The 18,798-nt window shown below is 40.7% G+C and carries 11 protein-coding genes; 5 read left to right on the top strand and 6 right to left on the bottom strand.

From position 1 onward, the window contains the following. On the bottom strand, window positions 1-696 hold the full coding sequence (locus ED557_14725; GenBank protein RNC79335.1) for a DNA-binding response regulator: 696 nt from the start codon (window positions 694-696) through the stop codon (window positions 1-3). Beyond that, window positions 686-2,620, bottom strand: a complete 1,935-nt coding sequence (locus tag ED557_14720) for a sensor histidine kinase (GenBank protein ID RNC79334.1) — start codon at window positions 2,618-2,620, stop codon at window positions 686-688. The genes ED557_14725 and ED557_14720 overlap by 11 nt, the downstream gene beginning before the upstream one ends. A gap of 750 nt (window positions 2,621-3,370) precedes the next feature. On the opposite strand from ED557_14720, the gene ED557_14715 reads away from it, so the two are divergent. From ED557_14715 to ED557_14700, 4 genes are all read left to right on the top strand, one after another. After that, window positions 3,371-4,999: a hypothetical protein gene (locus ED557_14715; GenBank protein ID RNC79333.1), complete on the top strand. Its 1,629-nt coding sequence runs from the start codon at window positions 3,371-3,373 to the stop codon at window positions 4,997-4,999. A 137-nt stretch (window positions 5,000-5,136) separates the two neighbouring features. Next, window positions 5,137-5,922 (top strand): ABC transporter ATP-binding protein, encoded by a 786-nt coding sequence (locus ED557_14710; GenBank protein ID RNC79332.1) that lies wholly within the window; start codon window positions 5,137-5,139, stop codon window positions 5,920-5,922. 20 nt (window positions 5,923-5,942) lie between these two features. Then, on the top strand, window positions 5,943-7,355 hold the full coding sequence (locus ED557_14705) for a DUF3526 domain-containing protein (GenBank protein ID RNC79331.1): 1,413 nt from the start codon (window positions 5,943-5,945) through the stop codon (window positions 7,353-7,355). 113 nt (window positions 7,356-7,468) lie between these two features. Continuing rightward, the gene (locus tag ED557_14700; protein ID RNC79330.1) at window positions 7,469-8,935 is read left to right on the top strand and encodes a DUF3526 domain-containing protein; all 1,467 of its coding nucleotides are present in this window, start codon (window positions 7,469-7,471) and stop codon (window positions 8,933-8,935) included. 251 nt (window positions 8,936-9,186) lie between these two features. Here ED557_14700 and ED557_14695 read toward each other — a convergent pair whose 3' ends face one another. Then, complete coding sequence (locus ED557_14695; GenBank protein RNC79517.1) at window positions 9,187-12,543, bottom strand: amidohydrolase; 3,357 nt, start codon at window positions 12,541-12,543, stop codon at window positions 9,187-9,189. Between the two features lie 243 nt (window positions 12,544-12,786). Here ED557_14695 and ED557_14690 point away from each other — a divergent pair, with 243 nt between their 5' ends. Further along, on the top strand, window positions 12,787-14,934 hold the full coding sequence (locus ED557_14690; protein RNC79329.1) for a PAS domain S-box protein: 2,148 nt from the start codon (window positions 12,787-12,789) through the stop codon (window positions 14,932-14,934). Window positions 14,935-14,969: 35 nt separating this feature from the next. Here the strand turns inward: ED557_14690 and ettA are convergent, their stop codons facing one another. The 3 genes from ettA to ED557_14675 form a co-directional block, all read right to left on the bottom strand. After that, window positions 14,970-16,640: an energy-dependent translational throttle protein EttA gene (gene ettA, locus ED557_14685; GenBank protein RNC79328.1), complete on the bottom strand. Its 1,671-nt coding sequence runs from the start codon at window positions 16,638-16,640 to the stop codon at window positions 14,970-14,972. Window positions 16,641-16,788: 148 nt separating this feature from the next. After that, entirely contained in the window at window positions 16,789-17,859 is a 1,071-nt protein-coding gene (locus ED557_14680; protein ID RNC79327.1) for an adenylate/guanylate cyclase domain-containing protein, read from the bottom strand. Between the two features lie 27 nt (window positions 17,860-17,886). Further along, window positions 17,887-18,789, bottom strand: a complete 903-nt coding sequence (locus tag ED557_14675) for a TIGR01777 family protein (protein RNC79326.1) — start codon at window positions 18,787-18,789, stop codon at window positions 17,887-17,889. Window positions 18,790-18,798: the final 9 nt, after the last annotated feature.

Genomic DNA, 18,798 nt, shown 5'->3' with positions numbered 1-18,798 from the left:
CTAGCCAACAAATTTATATCCAAAGCCATGTATAGTTAGGATATGCTTAGGATATCGGCTGTCTTCCTCCAATTTTTGCCGTAACCAGGCGATATGAACATCAACAGTACGTGTTGAAGGAACTGAATCATACCCCCACACCTCGTTTAAAAGTTGATCTCTCGACAAGATGGCATCTTCATTCTCTACTAAAAATCGCAGTAATTGAAATTCTTTCGCTGATAAAGTGACTTCTTGTCCAGCTTTTTCAATATTCATTTTCCTGAAATCAATGTCGACATCCGCAAATGAATAGATTTCTTTGGCTTCCTTGCTCTCTGTTCTATTTCGTTTTCTAAGCTGCACTTCAACCCTGGCAAGTAATTCCATCATATCAAAGGGTTTTTGCATGTAATCATCTGCTCCAAGTTTTAAGCCTAAAACTTTATCGATTACCTGCCCTTTTGCAGTAAGCATAAGAATGGGGGTTTCAATTCCCTTTTGTCTCAAATCACGGCAAACGTCCAGGCCTCCTTTTTTAGGAAGCATCAAGTCAAGTATGATCAAAGACTGCGTGTTAGATAGAGCTTTTTTATAACCCTCCTCTCCATCATTCGCTACATCAACAACATATCCCTCTTCCTCCAGGCGGTCACGAATAGTAAGGACCAGGCCTTTCTCATCTTCCACTAATAAAATCCTGGCTCTATCCGACATTATCTCTCTCCACAGGAATCGTTGCGAAGAATGTTGTCCCTTCGTTTTCCTTTGTCTTCAGACTTATTTCTCCTTTATGCGCCCTGATAACTTTTTCAACAAGGCTCAATCCTATCCCATTTCCTTTAATTTGATTATCAACCGGCTTAGTACCTCTAAAAAATGGCTGGAATATTTTTTCTTGCTCGTCAGCAGGAATGCCTATTCCAAAATCTTGTACTGAAATTTGTAACGCTGGCTTCCCTCGAAGTTGAACATCGTCTACTCTTAAAATAATTTTCTTGCTTGAGTCGCTAAACTTGATGGCATTACTTATCAAATTCATCACTACCAGAAAAAGCGCATCTTTATCAGCGGTGATATGCTGGTGGCTGGTATTAACGGAATGTTGCATCTGCACCCCTTTCTCTTCGAGCAGGTGCCGACTTTCTTCCTGGATAACAGAAATAAGAGGCTCAATTTCTACATTCATATAATGATAGATTCTTTTCCCCCCCTGAATCCCTGAGAATTCCATAATCTGATCTACCATATCACTTAAGCGCCGACTTTCTGCAATCATCAGCTTAGCATATTCTTTCTTTCTCTCTTCTGTATTCACTACTCCTTCATTTAGATTTTCAGCAGCAGATCTTATTACAGATATCGGGGTTCGTAGCTCATGAGAAACTCCTGCGACGAAAAGCATTTGCTGGTCAGCTAAATCTCGTGATCGTTGAGAAAAAACTACAATCATCGCAACGCTTATTCCCAGGATACCAAGAATTCCGAAACTAATACCCAGGTTTCTAAACCGTGTTTTATTTACAAAAGCATCTAACGAACCTTCCTTAAAACTTAACCAAAGCTCCCAACCGGATGCTCCAAGAGCCCCTGCAAAGGAAGAGGAAATAACAGTATCTCTTCGAACCGTTCTAAGCGAATCTGATGAAGAGTTTACCGTAACAGACGAAAAACTTTCCGAAAAGAAGCGCCCTCTAACTGCTATTTCTTCTGATATACTATCTACTGGTGAATCACTTCGGTCAATCCTCAAACCATGTCTCTCCAGGTCGGAGAATTCCTCAATCTTATTTAATTGGCTATGTGGAAATTGAGTACCAGCAGCTTGAAAAATCAACACATTCGAGATATCAAACTCGTGCAATGAGGTTTTGAAATCCGGTGCTTCAACTGAAAGATCTTCATCAGAAGTGTAATAGAGTTCGGATTCAGGATCTTCCTTCACAATCTCCAACAGGTACTGGTCATCAAAGGAATTCGAAAAATATCTTCGTGCTATATTGGGAATTAATTCTTCCTTTATAAGATCATTGTCTAACTGTAAAAGTAACACATCATCTAATTGATCGACGCTGAGGCTAAGTGCTATATCTTGGTTCAAACTTTCGTTTCGGATTTGGATCATATCCAAAAACTGAATGGGAACCGGCATATAAGTTTTAACCCCAAACTCCGGGTGACCACCAATCGAAACTCTTTTTACTGATCCGGATTTATTATAGCTCTCATCCAGCCATTCGGAAAGATGTACGTCAGGCTCAATGAGGTCTAAGGATGCCGGGTCTGAGGTAAAAAAGAATACTCCTTCATCTCCTGATTCCATTGGTCTTACAACAAATATTGAATCAACTATATCTGCATAGTTTGAATTTGTGATCCAATCGAGATACAACGTATTAATTAAAGATTCCAACTCAGGAGCTGGGTTGGTAACCTGAATTCTAAAGCTCTGAGCGGTCTGGGAAAAGACCTGATTAAAATCAGCTACAAAATTTTCAGATGCGGCCGACAAGTTTTCTTCCAGGCGTTCCTTTTCTGCATCACTCACACTTCCCAACCAGTGATACTGCAATACTGCAAGAGTAACTAATGCAACCAGCATTAATCCTAAAAAACCATATGTGATCCAAACCTTTTTCACAGTGCAAAATTAGTCGGTTTTTGGGCTATTAAAAAAGTTTTAGCCTCGATTTAACATCCTTAACAAAGTTTTTGCGAGCTATTAACAACCCTTACAAACTGCTTTTAAATATTTGGCGCAAATCAATTAATCACAATATAACCAAGATGAAACTTCAAAAACTTTCCATTCTGCTTGCCTCAGTTTTAATACTTGTGCCTCACATACTTGAAGCACGCCAGGCCCAAACAATGACTTTTGATGCAAGCACCAGTTTAATCCTCCAAGAGTTTACTGCTCTTCTTGCTATAGAAGAAGATGAGATACGAGTAAGACTACAAATGTCCCGTTCTGATAATGAATCGGGAGAGGATCGTCTCGAAACCGGAGATGTAATCCTGATGATGAATGGCAAACGAGCCACCGATATTGAAACTCTTAGAAGTATTTATGAGGGTATTGAAGATAGTGAGGAGATAAAAATTGGAGTTCGAAGAGGAGAAGAGCGATTTATAATGAGCGCAAAAAAAGGTGATGTTCCGGAGGGGCATGGGAATAGACAGGTAATGAGCTTTGAGACTGATGTAGAAGGTGTTGCTCCTGTTATGGCTCCTGAATTAGGAAGTGTATTGCTTGACAGAGAAGAAAAGATAGCCATTGAAAGAATTCTTGAACCTCTTTTGCCAGATGCCTTAAAGTCGGAAAACATCCAGGGCTACTTCATTACATCCTTGAATGGAAACACCTATGAATCAGCTCAAGACCTGGTAAATGCCCTTTCTGAAATTGAAGTGGGAGATGAAATCAGTTTGGAGCTTGAAAAAGACGGAGATGAAAAATCGATCACTTTCAGCAAAGCTGAACCAAGAGGAAATTTCTCTATCTCAACAGGAAACTAATATGACGACTTTTATTCGAGCATTAATTACATCCTTCCTAATCGCTGTATTGATTGGAAGTTCAGCGCAGGCCCAAAGCCCTTTTCCAAATGCGCGAGATGACAGTTACCCGCTTTTGGGACTTAAACGAGCCAAGAGTTCTTATGACAGAGCTAAAAGTGAACTTGATCGCCAAAAAGAGCTTTACAATAAGGAACTCATTTCTTCTGAGCAGTATGAAAGTGCACTGAATACTTATGAAGATGCAGAGGTTAATTACCAACAGTCTCTCCTTGTACTCCTTTTTGAGCAACAATTTGTAAGTATAAAGCGAGCGGTTAAATCTCAGGATGAAAATTCAAAAAAGAGAGTACAGGTCACTCTAGAAAATACTTCCAGTGCCACTGCAGAGTTTTCTCAAATTGTGAATATGGAAGACGAACTCTTTCGCTCCCTTCAGCCAGACATCATTAACAATATTTATGTCTCATTAAGTAATGATGATGGTGCAATCATAAGCTCCCCTTATGAGATTAAGCTTGAAGAACTCAGAAGTGGGAATCCAAAAACAGTAGAGTTCGACTTGCTTCAGGATCTGGATGAAGTAACCGTTAACATAATTTATGGTAACGGTGCGTCCAGAAGTCCAAAAGTATTTCTCGAAAAGGATGCTTCAGCAAATCGGGTTCTTATTCAGTCTGAGCGTTTTTCACAGGAAATCGAGCTGGGTGATAATGCTACTTATGGATTAGGCTTAGAATTATTTAGTGGTACGGATGATACTTATAAATTAGAGGTGCTCAACCTCCCATCGTCAGTTACTAAATCTTTCTCGGAACAAGGAGCAACAGGCAGAATTAGTCAAATCAAATTCACTGAAAGCAAAAATAACATTTCAGCGAACCTGAATATCTCTCTTCCCGATCGCCCAACCAACGATCTTCCTATGGATGAGCCCGTAACGTTTTATGCGGTAGCTGTTCCAATCGATAGGTTGAATGAAGTTAATTCGAGGCTGAATAACGAATGGACAGAGGAAGAGATAGAAGCACTTAATGTTGGCTATGTGCGATTAGAGATGATTCCAAAAGGCGTTGGGCAGTTGGTAATCAAAGCTCCTCAATTATACAATGAAGGAGATGGTGAGAACCCTGTTGAGTTTACTTTCCAGGTAGTGAATGAGGGATCTCGAAGACTTGATAATGTCGAGTTTGAGTTGGACGCTCCCTTTGAATGGGAAAAACGAATTGAACCTGCCATTATCCCTACGCTGGATATCAGAGAAGAACAAACGGTTAAGATGTACCTCACTCCTCCTTCCGACATAAGTGTGGGCAGGTACGAAACGCGAATGAGATCTACCGGACTAAGTGATAGCCAACCTGTAAATGCCGAAGACAAAACATTTACGGTTCAAATAGCTGCAAAGGCGAATGTATTTGGCACAGCAATCATCCTTTTACTAATCATTGGACTGGTAGGTGGACTAGTCTTCTTCGGAATAAAGCTTTCAAAAAAATGATCGATTACCCTTAATCAAATTACCCCTCAAGTCATTCTGAACGAAAGCGAAGAATCTGAACGGATACCCGATGAGATCCTTCGGAAGTGTCCTCAGGATGACTTTCTAAAAAAATTTAAAAACTAAACAACAAGAACATGCAAAATGAAATCATAGCTCAAGCCCCTTTATTGGAGGCTCAAAACCTAACAAAAGTGTATGAAGACGGAGTAAAAGCTCTGGACAATCTTCAGTTAAAAGTAATGCCTTGTGAGATTTACGCTATGCTGGGAGGGAACGGAGCAGGCAAAACTACTACAATCAATATCTTTCTCGACTTTATTCAACCTTCAAGTGGGAATGCGTTCATCAATAGCATTGATGCAAATGAAGATCCTATTGAAGCAAAAAAGAATGTGGCTTTCGTTTCTGAGAATGTTCAGTTGTATCCGAATTTCACTGCCATCCAGAATGTAGATTTCTTCGTTCGACTGGGGGGGAAAAGTCATTATAAACGCAAAGACTATGAGGCAGCACTTATCCGTGTGGGGCTTCAGAAGAATGCGTTTGATAAGAAGTTAAAAGACTTTTCAAAGGGAATGCGACAGAAGTGCGGCATTGCCATCGCCATTCTTAAAGATGCTCCAGCGATCCTTCTTGATGAGCCTACCTCTGGACTGGACCCTAAAGCCGGAAAGGAATTCACCCGATTACTTGGAGAATTACGTGACGAAGGAAAAGCAATTCTAATGAGTACGCATGACATCTTTAGAGCAAAAGAAATCTCTGATCATGTTGGCATTCTCAATAATGGTGTACTGGTTACTCAGAGAACCAACGCAGAGCTTCGAGGGGTAAACCTTGAAGAAATGTACGTGGAATATATGGCTGGCTATATGGATGAAATGGAATCAGCCGGGACTTTAGTAAACGATCTCAACTGAAACTGAAAATCATCAATACCATGTTCAAGCTAATATTTACAAAAGAACTTAAGGAGATCATCCAAAGCAGCCGTTTCACGGTTAGCTTTGCTGTATGTTCGGTGCTCATCATTCTCGCCTTTTTTATGGGAGCACAAAATTACCTGGCCAGCCAGGAGCAATACGAAGCAGCGGTTCAGGAAAACAGAAATCAAATTGCGTCCAATACCGAATGGATAATGGTTGAACATTCGATCATGCTTCCCCCACAACCATTAATGGCATTGGTAAACGGTATTTCCAATGATATAGGCCGCAATATTTCTATGAGAGGCCGCGGTGAATTAAGAGCTGAAAACACTCGCTTTGGCGATGAACCCATTTTCGCCATCTTCCGATTTATGGACCTGGAGTTTATCTTTGGAATCGTCCTTTCCTTGTTTGCCATCATCTTTGCCTATGATGCTATAAATGGAGAAAAAGTAAGTGGGACCCTCAAACTGTGTTTCGCTAACCCCATTTCAAGAGCTTCATTTATAGGCGGTAAGCTCGCCGGATCATTTGTAGGGTTAAGTCTGGCCTTGATGATCCCTTTACTTATTGGGTGTGCGTTACTTCCACTTCTTGGCATTCAACTCTCAAGTGATGAATGGACCCGCCTGGGATTAATCCTACTATCCGGATTAGCATATTTCGGATTATTTCTTGCATTGGCTATGGGCATTTCAGCGATTACCTCTAAGCCTTCCAACTCTTTTCTAATAGGATTGGTAGTCTGGATTTTTGCTGTACTGATTGTTCCGCGAGCCTCTGTTCTTATTTCCGGGCGTATGGTTGAAGTCCCTAATGTGGATGACATCACTTCTCAGAAAAACAACTACCGGGTTCAATTATTCGAAGAAGACCGACCTAAAATGGCTGAATTTACTGCACCTGAAGGAACAGAACCTCAGGATATGATGACTCAATTCAGCGCATATATGGGAGAACTTGCTGCCGAGCGACAAAAAAAGATCGATGCTTTTAACGAACGACTGAATGAAGAATTTGTGAACAAAAGGAAAGAACAAGAAGCTCTTGCATTGAACCTTTCCAGGGTCTCTCCTACTTCAGTGTTTACCCTTACATCTACAGAACTGGCTGGAACCTCCCTCGGATTACAAAACCGATTCATGGAATCAGCCAATGAGTATCAAAATGTATACGGGAACTTTATGAGGGAAAAGACGGGACAAAATCAGGGCGGATTTCGAATGATAATGGTGACTACCGATGACGATCAGGAAGAACCGGAACGCCTTGACCCAAACGAGATGCCTCAATTTGAATTTAACAAGGCTACCGTAGCTGAAGCCGCTGGTAACAGCATACTGGACTTTGGGTTATTGCTACTGTTTAACATTCTCTTTTTCGGAGGTGCCTTTGCCGCCTTTTTGAGATATGACCTCAGATAAAATTCTACCAGTCATTCTGAGCTGAAGCGAAGAATCTAAATGGATATCCGGAAAGATTCTTCGGAAGTATCCTCAGAATGACTTTAAAACAATCACATTTTAACTAAAGAACAATGCTATCACTATTAATACAAAAAGAGCTTAAGCACATTTTGTTGAGCCCGAAGTTCTTTTCCACTTTTCTGGTTTGCTCAATCCTGATACTAATCAGCATTTTTATCGGCATAAATGAGTATAAAAACTCAGTTAAGCAATATGAAACCAATCAGCAGATTGCTCAGCAGGATATTACCCAGGCTAGCAATTGGATGTCGGTAAGAAACATTGCCCATCGAGCCCCTACTCCGATGCAGATATTTGTTTCAGGATTACATTTCGATGTTGGCAGGTTATCAGGTATCTCAAACTTTAACGATGTTAAACTTACACGAAGTCCGTATTCGGATGAAACTCTGTTTGCGATATTCAGATTTATCGACTTTGCTTTTATCGTTCAGGTAATACTCTCTTTATTTGCCATACTTTTCACCTATGATGCGATAAATGGTGAAAGAGAAAACGGAACTTTAAAACTAGCTTTTGCCAACTCTGTTTCTCGTGTTCAATATCTTATAGCGAAATTCACGGGTACATGGCTAGGACTTATTGTTCCGCTACTCGTACCCATTCTTTTAGGACTACTGCTTGTTATTACCATGGGTGTCCCGGTTACTGGATCAGAGTGGCAAAGCATTATCAGCCTGATAGCCTTATCCATATTGTACATTACTTTTTTCATCGGTATTGGCTTATTGATCTCTTCGATCACAAGAAAATCCTCTCTCTCATTCCTACTTCTATTAGTGATCTGGATTAGTGGAGTGCTCATCCTACCTAGAATTGGAGTTATGACAGCCGGACAAATCACGCCCGTAGAATCGGTAGCCCAGTTAGAAGCTAAACAAGAAGCTTTTCAAAGGGCGAGATGGGAACAGTACTCTTCGGAATTATCTGAAGTTTGGCAAAACCGATCCCAGGAAATGGAAGGCATGGACGAAAATGAACGACAAGCTTACCGTGATGAAAAGGAATGGGAATGGCTGGAAGAAGATGACGCTTCGAGAAAATTGGTACAGTCAGATATAGTTGATAATAACAGAAAACTGATGGAAGAAGCTCAAAACAAGAAGGAAGGACAGCAGTTGCTAGCTTTCAATCTTTCAAGAGTATCTCCAGTTTCCTCATTTAGACTAGCAGCCATGAATCTGGCTACCACTGATATAGGTCTTAAAACCAGGTACGAAGAAAGTATGCGTCTCTATAAAGATGACTTCACTGAATTTGTGGAGAAAAAGCAGGCCGAAGGCGGGGAGCATGGGGGAATGAGAATTGAATTTGATTCTAATTCCGGGCTTAAAATTGATTTCGGAAGAAACGACCAGGGCCTTGACATGAGTGAAATGCCACAGTATACCCCTCCAACTGTTACTGCAGGAGTGGGATTTCAGAATAGTATCCTGGACTTCGGGCTTCTCATCTTATTTATCATGATGACTTTTGGAGGAAGCTTCTTCGCCTTTTTGAGATATGACATGAGATAAAAATTAATTCTCAATCCCGGCAGCAGCCGGGATAGTGGATAGAGTTGAACAAAAAGCACATCCTGAAACGATGTGCTTTTTTTATAAGTGCACAGAAAAAACCATACGTCATCCTGAGCATACCTGCGAAGGATCTAGTCGGATACCCAATAAGATCCTTCGGCAGTAGCCTCAGGATGACTGCTATAAAAAACAAAGAAGCGTACCCGAAATAATCGGATACGCTTCTTAACCAATACTTTAAAAGTATTCTATTTATCCACTCCTGGTAATGCTGAAGCATTAGGAACACTTTGTTTCCAAATCTTAGTTCCGAATGGTTTTTGCAGGGGATAGATTTCATTTAACGTATCTGCTTCATATAAACGCCCATTCATCATCACATGACTTACTGTGTTTGTATTTCTCAGGTTCTCCAGTGGGTTGCGTTCCAGAATAACCAAATCAGCAAGTTTTCCTACTTCAATAGAGCCGAGATCCTCATCGAGTCCGATAGCTTCGGCGCCTAAAAGAGTAGCCACTTTAAGCGATTGGTGAGGAGTAAGTCCTTCATCTCCTCCTGCTCCAACTGCCCAAAGTTCCCAATGATATCCAAGCCCTTGGAGCTGACCATGACTGCCTACTCCGATTATACCACCGGCATCTACAATTTGCTTGCCCTTAATTGCATGACGGTCGAAACTGTACTCTTCATCCATCCCCCAGAATCCTCTTCGTCGGGTGCTTCCGGAAAGTACGTCATTAGGGACAAAGCTGGCTAGTTTTTCATCATTATAGGCATCTTCTGTAGCATAAAAATAGTTTTCAGCCCATGGACTACCATAGTTCACTAATTGAGTTTGAGTTACTGCCATCTTAGCATCTGCTACTGATTTTACAAGATCTTTGTAAATCGGGAAGATCGGGATATTGTGCTCATGCCCCGGATACCCATCAATCAATTGAGTATAATTTAGACGGATATTCAAACTTCCCTCAGTAGTAGGCATCAGTTTTTGTTCTTTCGAAGCCATGATAATCCATTGACGGTGCGTACGGTTACCTACTCTGTACATCTTGATGGTTTTGGTATCAAAATACTCACTGTATTGGCGTAGCACTTCTTTGGTATGCTCAAGACTCTTCAGCTTATAGCCCCAGAAACCAACACCTGGACCCGTTGAGTAAATACGAGGCCCAACCATTAGACCTGCATCTACCATATCACCATAGCTCAACACATCGGTGGTACCAGTTTGAGGGTCGCGGGTAGTAGTTACACCATAAGCTAAATTCGCAGCATAACTCCATTCTTGTGTTTTGTGAACACCTCTTGTTGAACGGAGGTGAGCATGGGTATCAACAAATCCAGGAACTACCGTTTTACCAGAAAGGTCTAAGGTTTCAGCGCCGGATGGAGCGGTAATACTTCCAGCCCTTCCAACAGCTTTGATTCGATTATTTTCAACCAGGATATCCCCTCGTTCAATAATCTCATCTCCATTCATGGTAATGATTCGAGCGTTTTGAAGAAGAATGCTTCCTTCCGGAATATCGCGCTCATATGTAACCTCTATTCGGTATTCTTCGGCCTGATATTCTTTGGGACCTTTGTCCTCTTCTTTCTCATCTTCTTGGTCTTCATCTTCATCATGATCCTCTCCTTCTTCCTCTTCATGGCCTTCTTCATCAGATTCTGCTTCTTCTTTCTCGGCCTCCTCTTTAGCTTTCTTTGCCGCTTCTAAACTATCAGCAAAAGCCTCTGCATCACTGAGACTATATACGAAGTGCCCTTTACCAAGTGACCAGTGTATTTTATCTGAGTCACCAGACCATCTTGGAAACTCACCACCTATAACAGTGAGTTTTTTAGCCGGAAATAAAGCTCCACTTGGGTTCGCTAACGAGATCGTAATTGTTTTCCCGGTTTGAGGTACGGTTGCAGTATATATTTCATTGTTTATTTGAGCGAGCGCCTGATCCCCTTCCGGAGCCATATATAATACACTTGCTTCACTTGGAGAAACCGGATCGGTAGTACCGTAGGTAGAAATACCTGTAATCCGAATGTGCTCTTTTTGGTCAGTTCCATCCCAACGTATGGAAACAAGCTGCCCATCATTATCAGTTAAATAGATTCGGTCATTACTTTTAACAAAATGAGGATTGCCCCTCCCACTCCGGTTATCAATAAAATTAATATCACCACCATCAGTAGAAACCCAAACGAGTTCATCTGGTATGGAGAAAATCCCAAATGAGCTGCTGGTTGTAGCATAATCGTACTTGCTGCCTTTGACAAATACAATACGATCGCTATTGTAAGACCAGGCTGGGTTTATATAGAAATCGGATTGGTTAGTGAGTTTTTGTGGTCTTGGCCGACGGGCATTAGGCTCCACTTTCCAAACATCTCCACCATTTTCCTGATCCCAGGTAACGTATACCAGGTACTTTCCATCAGGTGACCAACTTGGATGTGCTTCTGTCATTTCAGAATTGGTTACTCTCTGAGGGGTACCATCCGGCATATCCATCACATATAATTTTTGAAGTGCCGTAAACGCAAGCTGAGAACCATCCGGTGATGGAACAGCGTCTCTGATCTGAGTAGCTAGGGCTTCTTTATCATCCGAAATTGGATATTTGAATGCCAATAGTGGCCCAAGTTCTAATTTAACATCAACCTCAAATGGAATTTCTGTTGTACTACCATCAACAATATTGAGGTTATGTAGCTTTCCACCATAAAAAAGTATGAGGCTTTCACTATCAGCGGTAAAACTCATAGCCGGAAGGACACCCAGACTTGCTTGTGATTCCTGATCATCTCGCTGAACAGGATAAGCCAGCCATCGCTCTTCCCCGGTTTCCATATCCCGAAGAATTAACCCGGTTTCTGTTTCAAAGCGAGTTCCATATACCATGTATTTTCCATCGGGAGACATGGTAGGAGTGAATGCTGAACCTTGTCGCGATAGGTATACTCCGGTTTCTCCCGTTTCGCGATCATACATCCCAACGGTATACTGTGGGAATTGAGCATTATAGTTCCAGGAATTAAACCTTCGAGAGAAATAGATATAACGGCCATCTGCACTGAAAGATGGGTCGATTGCTTTTATGTTGTTTGGGGAATCAATAATCTTGACTCCACGACCACCATCTTTATGATGTAGATGTAATTTAAAATTCCTTCTACCTCTGGAAACTACGATGTAATCTCCGTCAGGTGACCATTCACCGTTCACCATTTCTTCGTTGCTAGCTTTGGTAACCTGGGTTTCTTCCATAGTTTCCAGGTTTAGGTACCAGGCATTTTGTGATCCGCTGCGATCAGAAATAAACAGCAGATGTTCACCATCCGGGCTGTATTTCGGATGAGAATCGAAGGCCATACCTTCAGTAATTTTTGTAGCCTTACCACCGGTGATTGGAATAGTGTAGATATCTCCCATCATATCAAAAGCTATGGTTTGACCATCAGGGCTTACATCCACCGACATCCACGTTCCTTCCGTAGTATTAAACTCCAGCAACCGCTCAGGATCCATAGGCAGATCCTTATTCTTTTTTTCAATTTTGGTGCTGTCTGACTTTTCCTCTTCCTGTGCTACTACTTCTGGCATCAAGAACAGTAGCCCGCATACCACAAGCATTGTACATAGCGACTTTTTAACCATGTGTTCCCTTATTAATTAATATTGTACCGATAATCATTTATCAGTGGGGAATCTGGCTAAAAAAAAGAAGGTATGTTGTAAAACTTTTGAGTACAAAGACCTTCGCTCTTGACTTTTTAATGTGATTATCTTGTAGTTTTTTCTTTCACATCTTCTTTTATTCAAGTAAATGTTGTCTTTATTCAGGAAATGCTTTCAGAGCTTAATATAGAGAATACCTTAGGTTTACCTTTAATACGTAGTAAAAAACTCGCAGTAGCTTTAATAGATACAAAGCTTAAGTTCGCTTACGTAAATGACACGTTCTATAACATTACGGGTTATACTGAACAAGATATTCTCAACAAATCAGTTACAAAGTTTCTCGCTCCAAGTCTCATTAAAGAGGCGTGGCAAGAGTTTTTCTTCTTCCTTGGAAATGGGTACAACAACAGGAGTAACTGGATTTTTTCTCATAAAGATGGCTCGCACATTCATGCTTCTGTAGAGAATTCAAAGATCAAGATTGGAAAAAAGACATATATACTCACCATTGCTCTTAATGTAACCCCGCTTACTGAGCTAAGAGAAAGATTGCTTGAGACTCAACAATTATTAAATAGAACAGAGGGAATTTCTAAGAGTGGTAGTTTTAAGTATAATCCGGATATTGAGCAATTAATATGGTCGGAGGGGATGTTTTCCTTATTCGAACTAGATCCTCAAAATGGAATACCTTCCATATCTCAACAAGTGACCCTCCTTTCTGAAGAAGACGCTAAGCAATATAAAAATGTACTTAATTCTAATTCTGGAAAAGACGCAGACTTTGAACTATGTCTGAACTTTGAGGGAAATCGCCAGAAATACCTACATATTATTTGTCATAGAGAGAAGGGCAAAGGGAATTGGATTTTCGGTTACTCAAGAGATATTACCCAGCAAAAACTCACTGAGCTTGAAACCTATGACAAGGAGCGTAAATATCGAACCTTGACTGAATCTCTTCCCAGCATAATTTGGACGGCTAACCACGAAGGCTATTTGAATTATATGAACAGGTATGGGTTAGATTACTTCGGAAAAGAAGGAACTACTCTTGAAGAATGGCGTTGGAAAAATTTTATTCACCCTAATGAAATAAGAGAAGCCGACCAACAATGGTTTAAAGCACTGGAAGAACAACAATTCCTTTCAGGGATTAATAGACTTAAGGCAAGGGATGGAGAGTATAAATGGTTTCAAGTACTGATAGTCCCACAAAAAAATGAGCTTAATGAAATAGAAGCCTGGACTGGAATAGCAACGGATATCGACAAAAGAGTAAAAGCTGAAGAGTCTTTATCTATTTCTAATACCAGGCTCAAAGCTTTAATAAATGCATCTCCCGTTGCTATTTACTCAATCACTGTTGATGGAGTAGTACGCGATTTCTGGAATCCTGCAGCTGAAGAATTATTTGGCTGGACACGGGAAGAAGTTATTGGAAAGTTTTTGCCCCATGTATATATGGATCAGCAACAGGAATTCATGGAAATGCTTGAAAATGCTGTTAAAAATGGAGCTTTTAATAAAAGAATTCATAGGAAAGATCGTAGTGGAACCTCAGTAATAACTGACATAACTGGTGGATGCATCTATGATGAGAACAGTAAGATTTCTGAGATCATAGTAACCGTATCAGATGTAACCGAACTAGAGAGAAACAGGAAGCGCCTTCAAAAATCACTCGACGAAAAGGAAACATTACTTCAAGAAATCCATCATAGGGTAAAAAATAACCTCGCTATCGTGGTAAGCTTACTTCAACTTCAGGTATTTCGTTCAGAAAATGCAAAGGAAAAAAACAGTTTATTAGAGGCACAGAATAGAATTATTTCTATCTCTATGGTTCATGAATTGCTTTATAAATCAGAAGATTTCAATTCTGTAAAGCTGGATGAGTATTACAACGAATTGTTTAGGCAGATTAGCAATAATATGCAGCTCAATCATACAAACATTAAACAGGATCTGGCTATTAGCATTCATTCACTGAACATGAACCAAGCTATTCCTCTTGGACTTCTTATTAATGAATTAGCTACCAATTCCTATAAATATGCTTTTGGTGACAGTACCAAGCCGGGTGTTATTTTTCTGGAGATTAAAAGAGTGGATAACAATGTGCATGTTACCTACAGGGATAACGGCCCCGGTTTCAATATGGGACTTGATGGAATTAAATCTGGTCTTGGGATGAAGATCATCGAATCACTTCTTCAACAATTGGATGCTGAATACTCTATGAACTCAGATGGTCTTTTTGAAATTACCTTTAACTTTGCTGAGCGACTGAATAATTCTCTGGAGAATTAATTCTTTATATAATTCCTCCGATTGACATTTCCTTCTTAGCGCATCAACTTCTTATAGGCAATTCTTCGCGGTTGGTCGTCCGTAATCCCTAAACGTTCTTTTCGGTTCTCTTCATATTCCTGGTAATTACCTTCGAACCAATACACCTGACTATCTCCTTCAAAAGCCAGGATATGAGTAGCTACTCTATCCAGGAACCAACGATCGTGCGAGATAACCACTGCGCAACCAGCAAATGTTAGTAAAGCCTCTTCCAGGGCACGGAGAGTGTTCACATCCAGATCATTGGTAGGCTCATCAAGTAGAAGCACATTTGCTCCTTCTTTAAGCATCTTGGCTAAATGAACTCTGTTTCGCTCTCCTCCCGAAAGTTGATCCGTTTTCTTTTGTTGGTCACTCCCTGCAAAATTGAATTTACCAACGTAAGCTCTTGAGTTTATCTCACGATTTCCAAGCTGAATAATATCATATCCGCCCGATATTTCTTCCCAGATAGTCTTGGATGGATCCAGAGGCCTTTTCTGATCGATATAACCAAGCTTCACTGTTTCTCCTAGTTCTAATTGTCCTTTATCAGGAGTTTCTTCTCCAATGATCATCCTAAACAGTGTGGTTTTACCCGCACCATTCGCTCCAATAACCCCAACAATACCTCCTGGCGGAAGTTGAAATTCCATATTCTCGTAAAGTAATTTGTCATCATAGCCTTTTGAAACTCCATGAGCTTCTATCACTTTATTACCCAATCTGGGACCTGCTGGGATTGATATCTGCATATCATCGTTTCGCTTTTCAGTCTCCTGGGCAAGAAGTTCTTCATAAGCACTAATCCTGGCTTTACTCTTCGCTCTACGCCCTTTAGGGTTCTGCCGAATCCATTCCAGTTCCTGTTGTAAGGTTTTTTGGCGATTGGATTCTTGCTTTTCTTCCTGCTTAAGTCTATCTGATTTCTGTTCCAGCCAGGAAGTATAATTTCCTTTGAAAGGAATCCCTTCTCCTCGATCCAGTTCCAAAATCCAACCCGCTACATTATCAAGGAAATACCGGTCGTGAGTTACTGCAATTACCGTCCCTTCATATCGGTCAAGATGTTGTTCTAACCAACTTACCGATTCAGCATCTAAATGGTTGGTGGGTTCATCAAGTAGGAGTACATCTGGCTTTTTTAGAAGTAATCGGCAGAGTGCAACGCGCCGGGCTTCTCCACCTGAGAGCACAGTAACGGGGGTTTCTCCGGGAGGACAGCGAAGTGCGTCCATTGCCTGGTTAAGTTTTGAATCTAAATCCCAAGCATCCAAATGATCAATTTTCTCCTGAAGCTTGGCCTGTTTTTCTATTAGTGCATCAAAGTCTGCATCGGGATCAGCAAAGGCGGCATTTATATCTTCATACTCTTTGAGTAAATCAACCGTCTCCTGAACTCCTTCTTCTACGATCTCTTTTACCGTTTTTTCCGGATCAAGATGTGGTTCCTGAGGCAAGTAACCAAAAGTAATGCCTTTCTGCACACTTATGTCTCCTAGATAATCTTTGTCTTCTCCGGCTATAATTCGAAGCAGGGTGGATTTACCTGCTCCATTGAGCCCTAGGACTCCTATTTTGGCTCCATAAAAGAAGGACAGATAAATATTTTTTAGTACGGTTTTGTTGGGTTTGTGCACCTTGCTTACCCCAACCATGGAAAAAATTATTTTTTGATCGCTCAAGAGACTATAGTTTGTTTAGTTTTTGGTCATTCTGAGACTTGCCGAAGGATCAGCAATTCCTGTTGATCCTTCGCTGCACTCAGGATGACTTCGAAGGAATAAACTTAAAAGTACGGAGAGTTTTATGCATTTCAAGGGACTAAGTGATTTATACAACTTTTACCGAATGTAATTTCACGGGCAACTCTTTGCCTTTCAACATCACTTCCCCAATGAATGAAGGAGTATGATTCGTGAGTGCTAAATCCGATACTAACTCTTCTGAGATAAGGAGTTGTTCTCCATAAGTATTACACTCGGCCTGAATCCTTGCTGTAGTATTAATCACGTCTCCGTGATAGGCTATCTCTTTTTTTACCACACCAACTTCGGTTACTACCAATTCTCCGCCATGTAACCCTGCTTTAAATTCGGGAAGTAATCCGAACTCTGATTGATAGAAATCTTTTCTTTTAAACAATTTCCTCTGGAAAGAGAAATAACAGTCGATACACTTATTCTCATTAATTCCTTTTTCATAATCCCAGGCTATTACCGCTTCATCTCCAACATATTGATAGATTTGACCATCAAATTGCTGAACGACTTCATTTAAGTCATAAAAGCATTGCTGAATCAAGGTACTATATTTCAGGTACCCCATCTTTTCGGCGAGAGCAGTGGAGGATTTCAAATCCAGGAACATGAAAATCTTCTTCTCTACCCTTGGATTGAGGTATTTCCCTCGCATCATATCCCAAAGTACCCCCGGACCAAACTTCTCATTTACCATTCGAAGAAAACTGTACAATACACTACAAACGAAGAAGTAAATGGTTATGGACCATACAGCTCCACTAGTAAGAAGTTGTTTGTAAGTGAAACTAAGGGGGGTATCTAAAAATCGATTTAAATTAAAAAGGCCCACTGCCAAAATCATATGCATGAGCAGCAAATACACCCCACTTTTAATAAGCAGTCTCATTCCCAATGATCTGCGTTTCAATACCGGCCTTTCAAAAGAGAATTCGATAAGACTAAAGAATAGCCCGGTTAAAAAACCCAACTTACCATTTAATTCGAGATTCTCGAGGCGTGTTAAAGGCTCCTCCAGTAATTCTATTCCTGGTTGATCAGAAAGCCCCATTCTACGAAATACATCATAGAACATAAAAGCCAGGAACCAGAACGCAATGGTGTTCAGAATAAAGAAAATTCTATCTTTCAACTTGCTGTTCATAATCTGAAGATAACCGGAATAATGTACTTACTCCAAAATATCAGCAAGAGCCTCTTCTAAATCTTCAAAACGAAACTCAAAACCTTGCACTTGTAAAGCTTTAGGTTGCATTCTTATGCTGTCCATAATGGGCTTGGCTCCTTCACCATAAACTAGTTCCAGAGCAAATTTTGGTACTCTGAATATATTGGGACGGTTAAGTACCGATGCAAGCACAGATGCAAACTCATTCATAGTTGCTGGTTCTGGTGCACACACATTATATGGCCCTTGGAGCTCTTTATTAGTTAGTGGGAACAGTAGAGCATTGCAAAGATCCATTCTATGTATCCAGCTCATATACTGTTTTCCATCACCCACCGGACCGCCCACTCCTATTTTGAAAGGAGTAAGCATCTTTTCTAGAGCGCCACCATTTTTTTCAAGCACTATTCCGATACGAGGGTTTACCACCCGAACTCCTAAACCTGAAACTTTTTGGGATTCTTCCTCCCAATCTTTGCATACCTGGGCTAAAAAGTCGCTTGATACCCCGTAGCTCTCATCTAAAAAAGTATCGCCTTGGTTTCCATAAAAACCGGATGCTGAAGCCGAAATGAAGATTTCCGGTTTTGACTCTGCTTTTTCAATGGCTTCAATTAATGCACGAGTAGAATCGATACGGCTATCATAGATTCTTTTTTTTACTTCTTCATTCCAGCGCTGGTTAAAAATTCCTTCTCCGGCTAAATGAATAATAGCATCAGAGGTGTTGACCGCTTCCGTAAGATCATCCTCCCAACTTATGAATTGCTGGTTCTTTGCCGCTTCATCAGCATACTTCTTGGGATTCCTGGTTATTACAGTAACATAATACCCCTCCATAAGAAGAAGGGTTCTCAACTCCTGTCCAATAAATCCGGTTCCCCCGGTAAGTAGAATATGCTTCATTGGTTCTCC

Source organism: Balneola sp., assembly GCA_003712055.1.
GTDB lineage: Bacteria > Bacteroidota > Rhodothermia > Balneolales > Balneolaceae > RHLJ01.
The sequence above is the reverse complement of the archived record's forward strand: the minus strand, read 5'-3'. Positions and strand labels throughout refer to the sequence as shown.

Coding starts and splice junctions, on each gene's coding strand:
- ED557_14725 (RNC79335.1), bottom strand. CDS start 696: ATGTCGGATAGAGCCAGGATTTTATTAGTGGAAGATGAGAAAGGCCTG.
- ED557_14715 (RNC79333.1), top strand. CDS start 3,371: ATGCCCTTTCTGAAATTGAAGTGGGAGATGAAATCAGTTTGGAGCTTG.
- ED557_14710 (RNC79332.1), top strand. CDS start 5,137: ATGCAAAATGAAATCATAGCTCAAGCCCCTTTATTGGAGGCTCAAAAC.
- ED557_14705 (RNC79331.1), top strand. CDS start 5,943: ATGTTCAAGCTAATATTTACAAAAGAACTTAAGGAGATCATCCAAAGC.
- ED557_14700 (RNC79330.1), top strand. CDS start 7,469: ATGCTATCACTATTAATACAAAAAGAGCTTAAGCACATTTTGTTGAGC.
- ED557_14695 (RNC79517.1), bottom strand. CDS start 12,543: ATGCCAGAAGTAGTAGCACAGGAAGAGGAAAAGTCAGACAGCACCAAA.
- ED557_14690 (RNC79329.1), top strand. CDS start 12,787: ATGCTTTCAGAGCTTAATATAGAGAATACCTTAGGTTTACCTTTAATA.
- ED557_14680 (RNC79327.1), bottom strand. CDS start 17,859: ATGAACAGCAAGTTGAAAGATAGAATTTTCTTTATTCTGAACACCATT.
- ED557_14675 (RNC79326.1), bottom strand. CDS start 18,789: ATGAAGCATATTCTACTTACCGGGGGAACCGGATTTATTGGACAGGAG.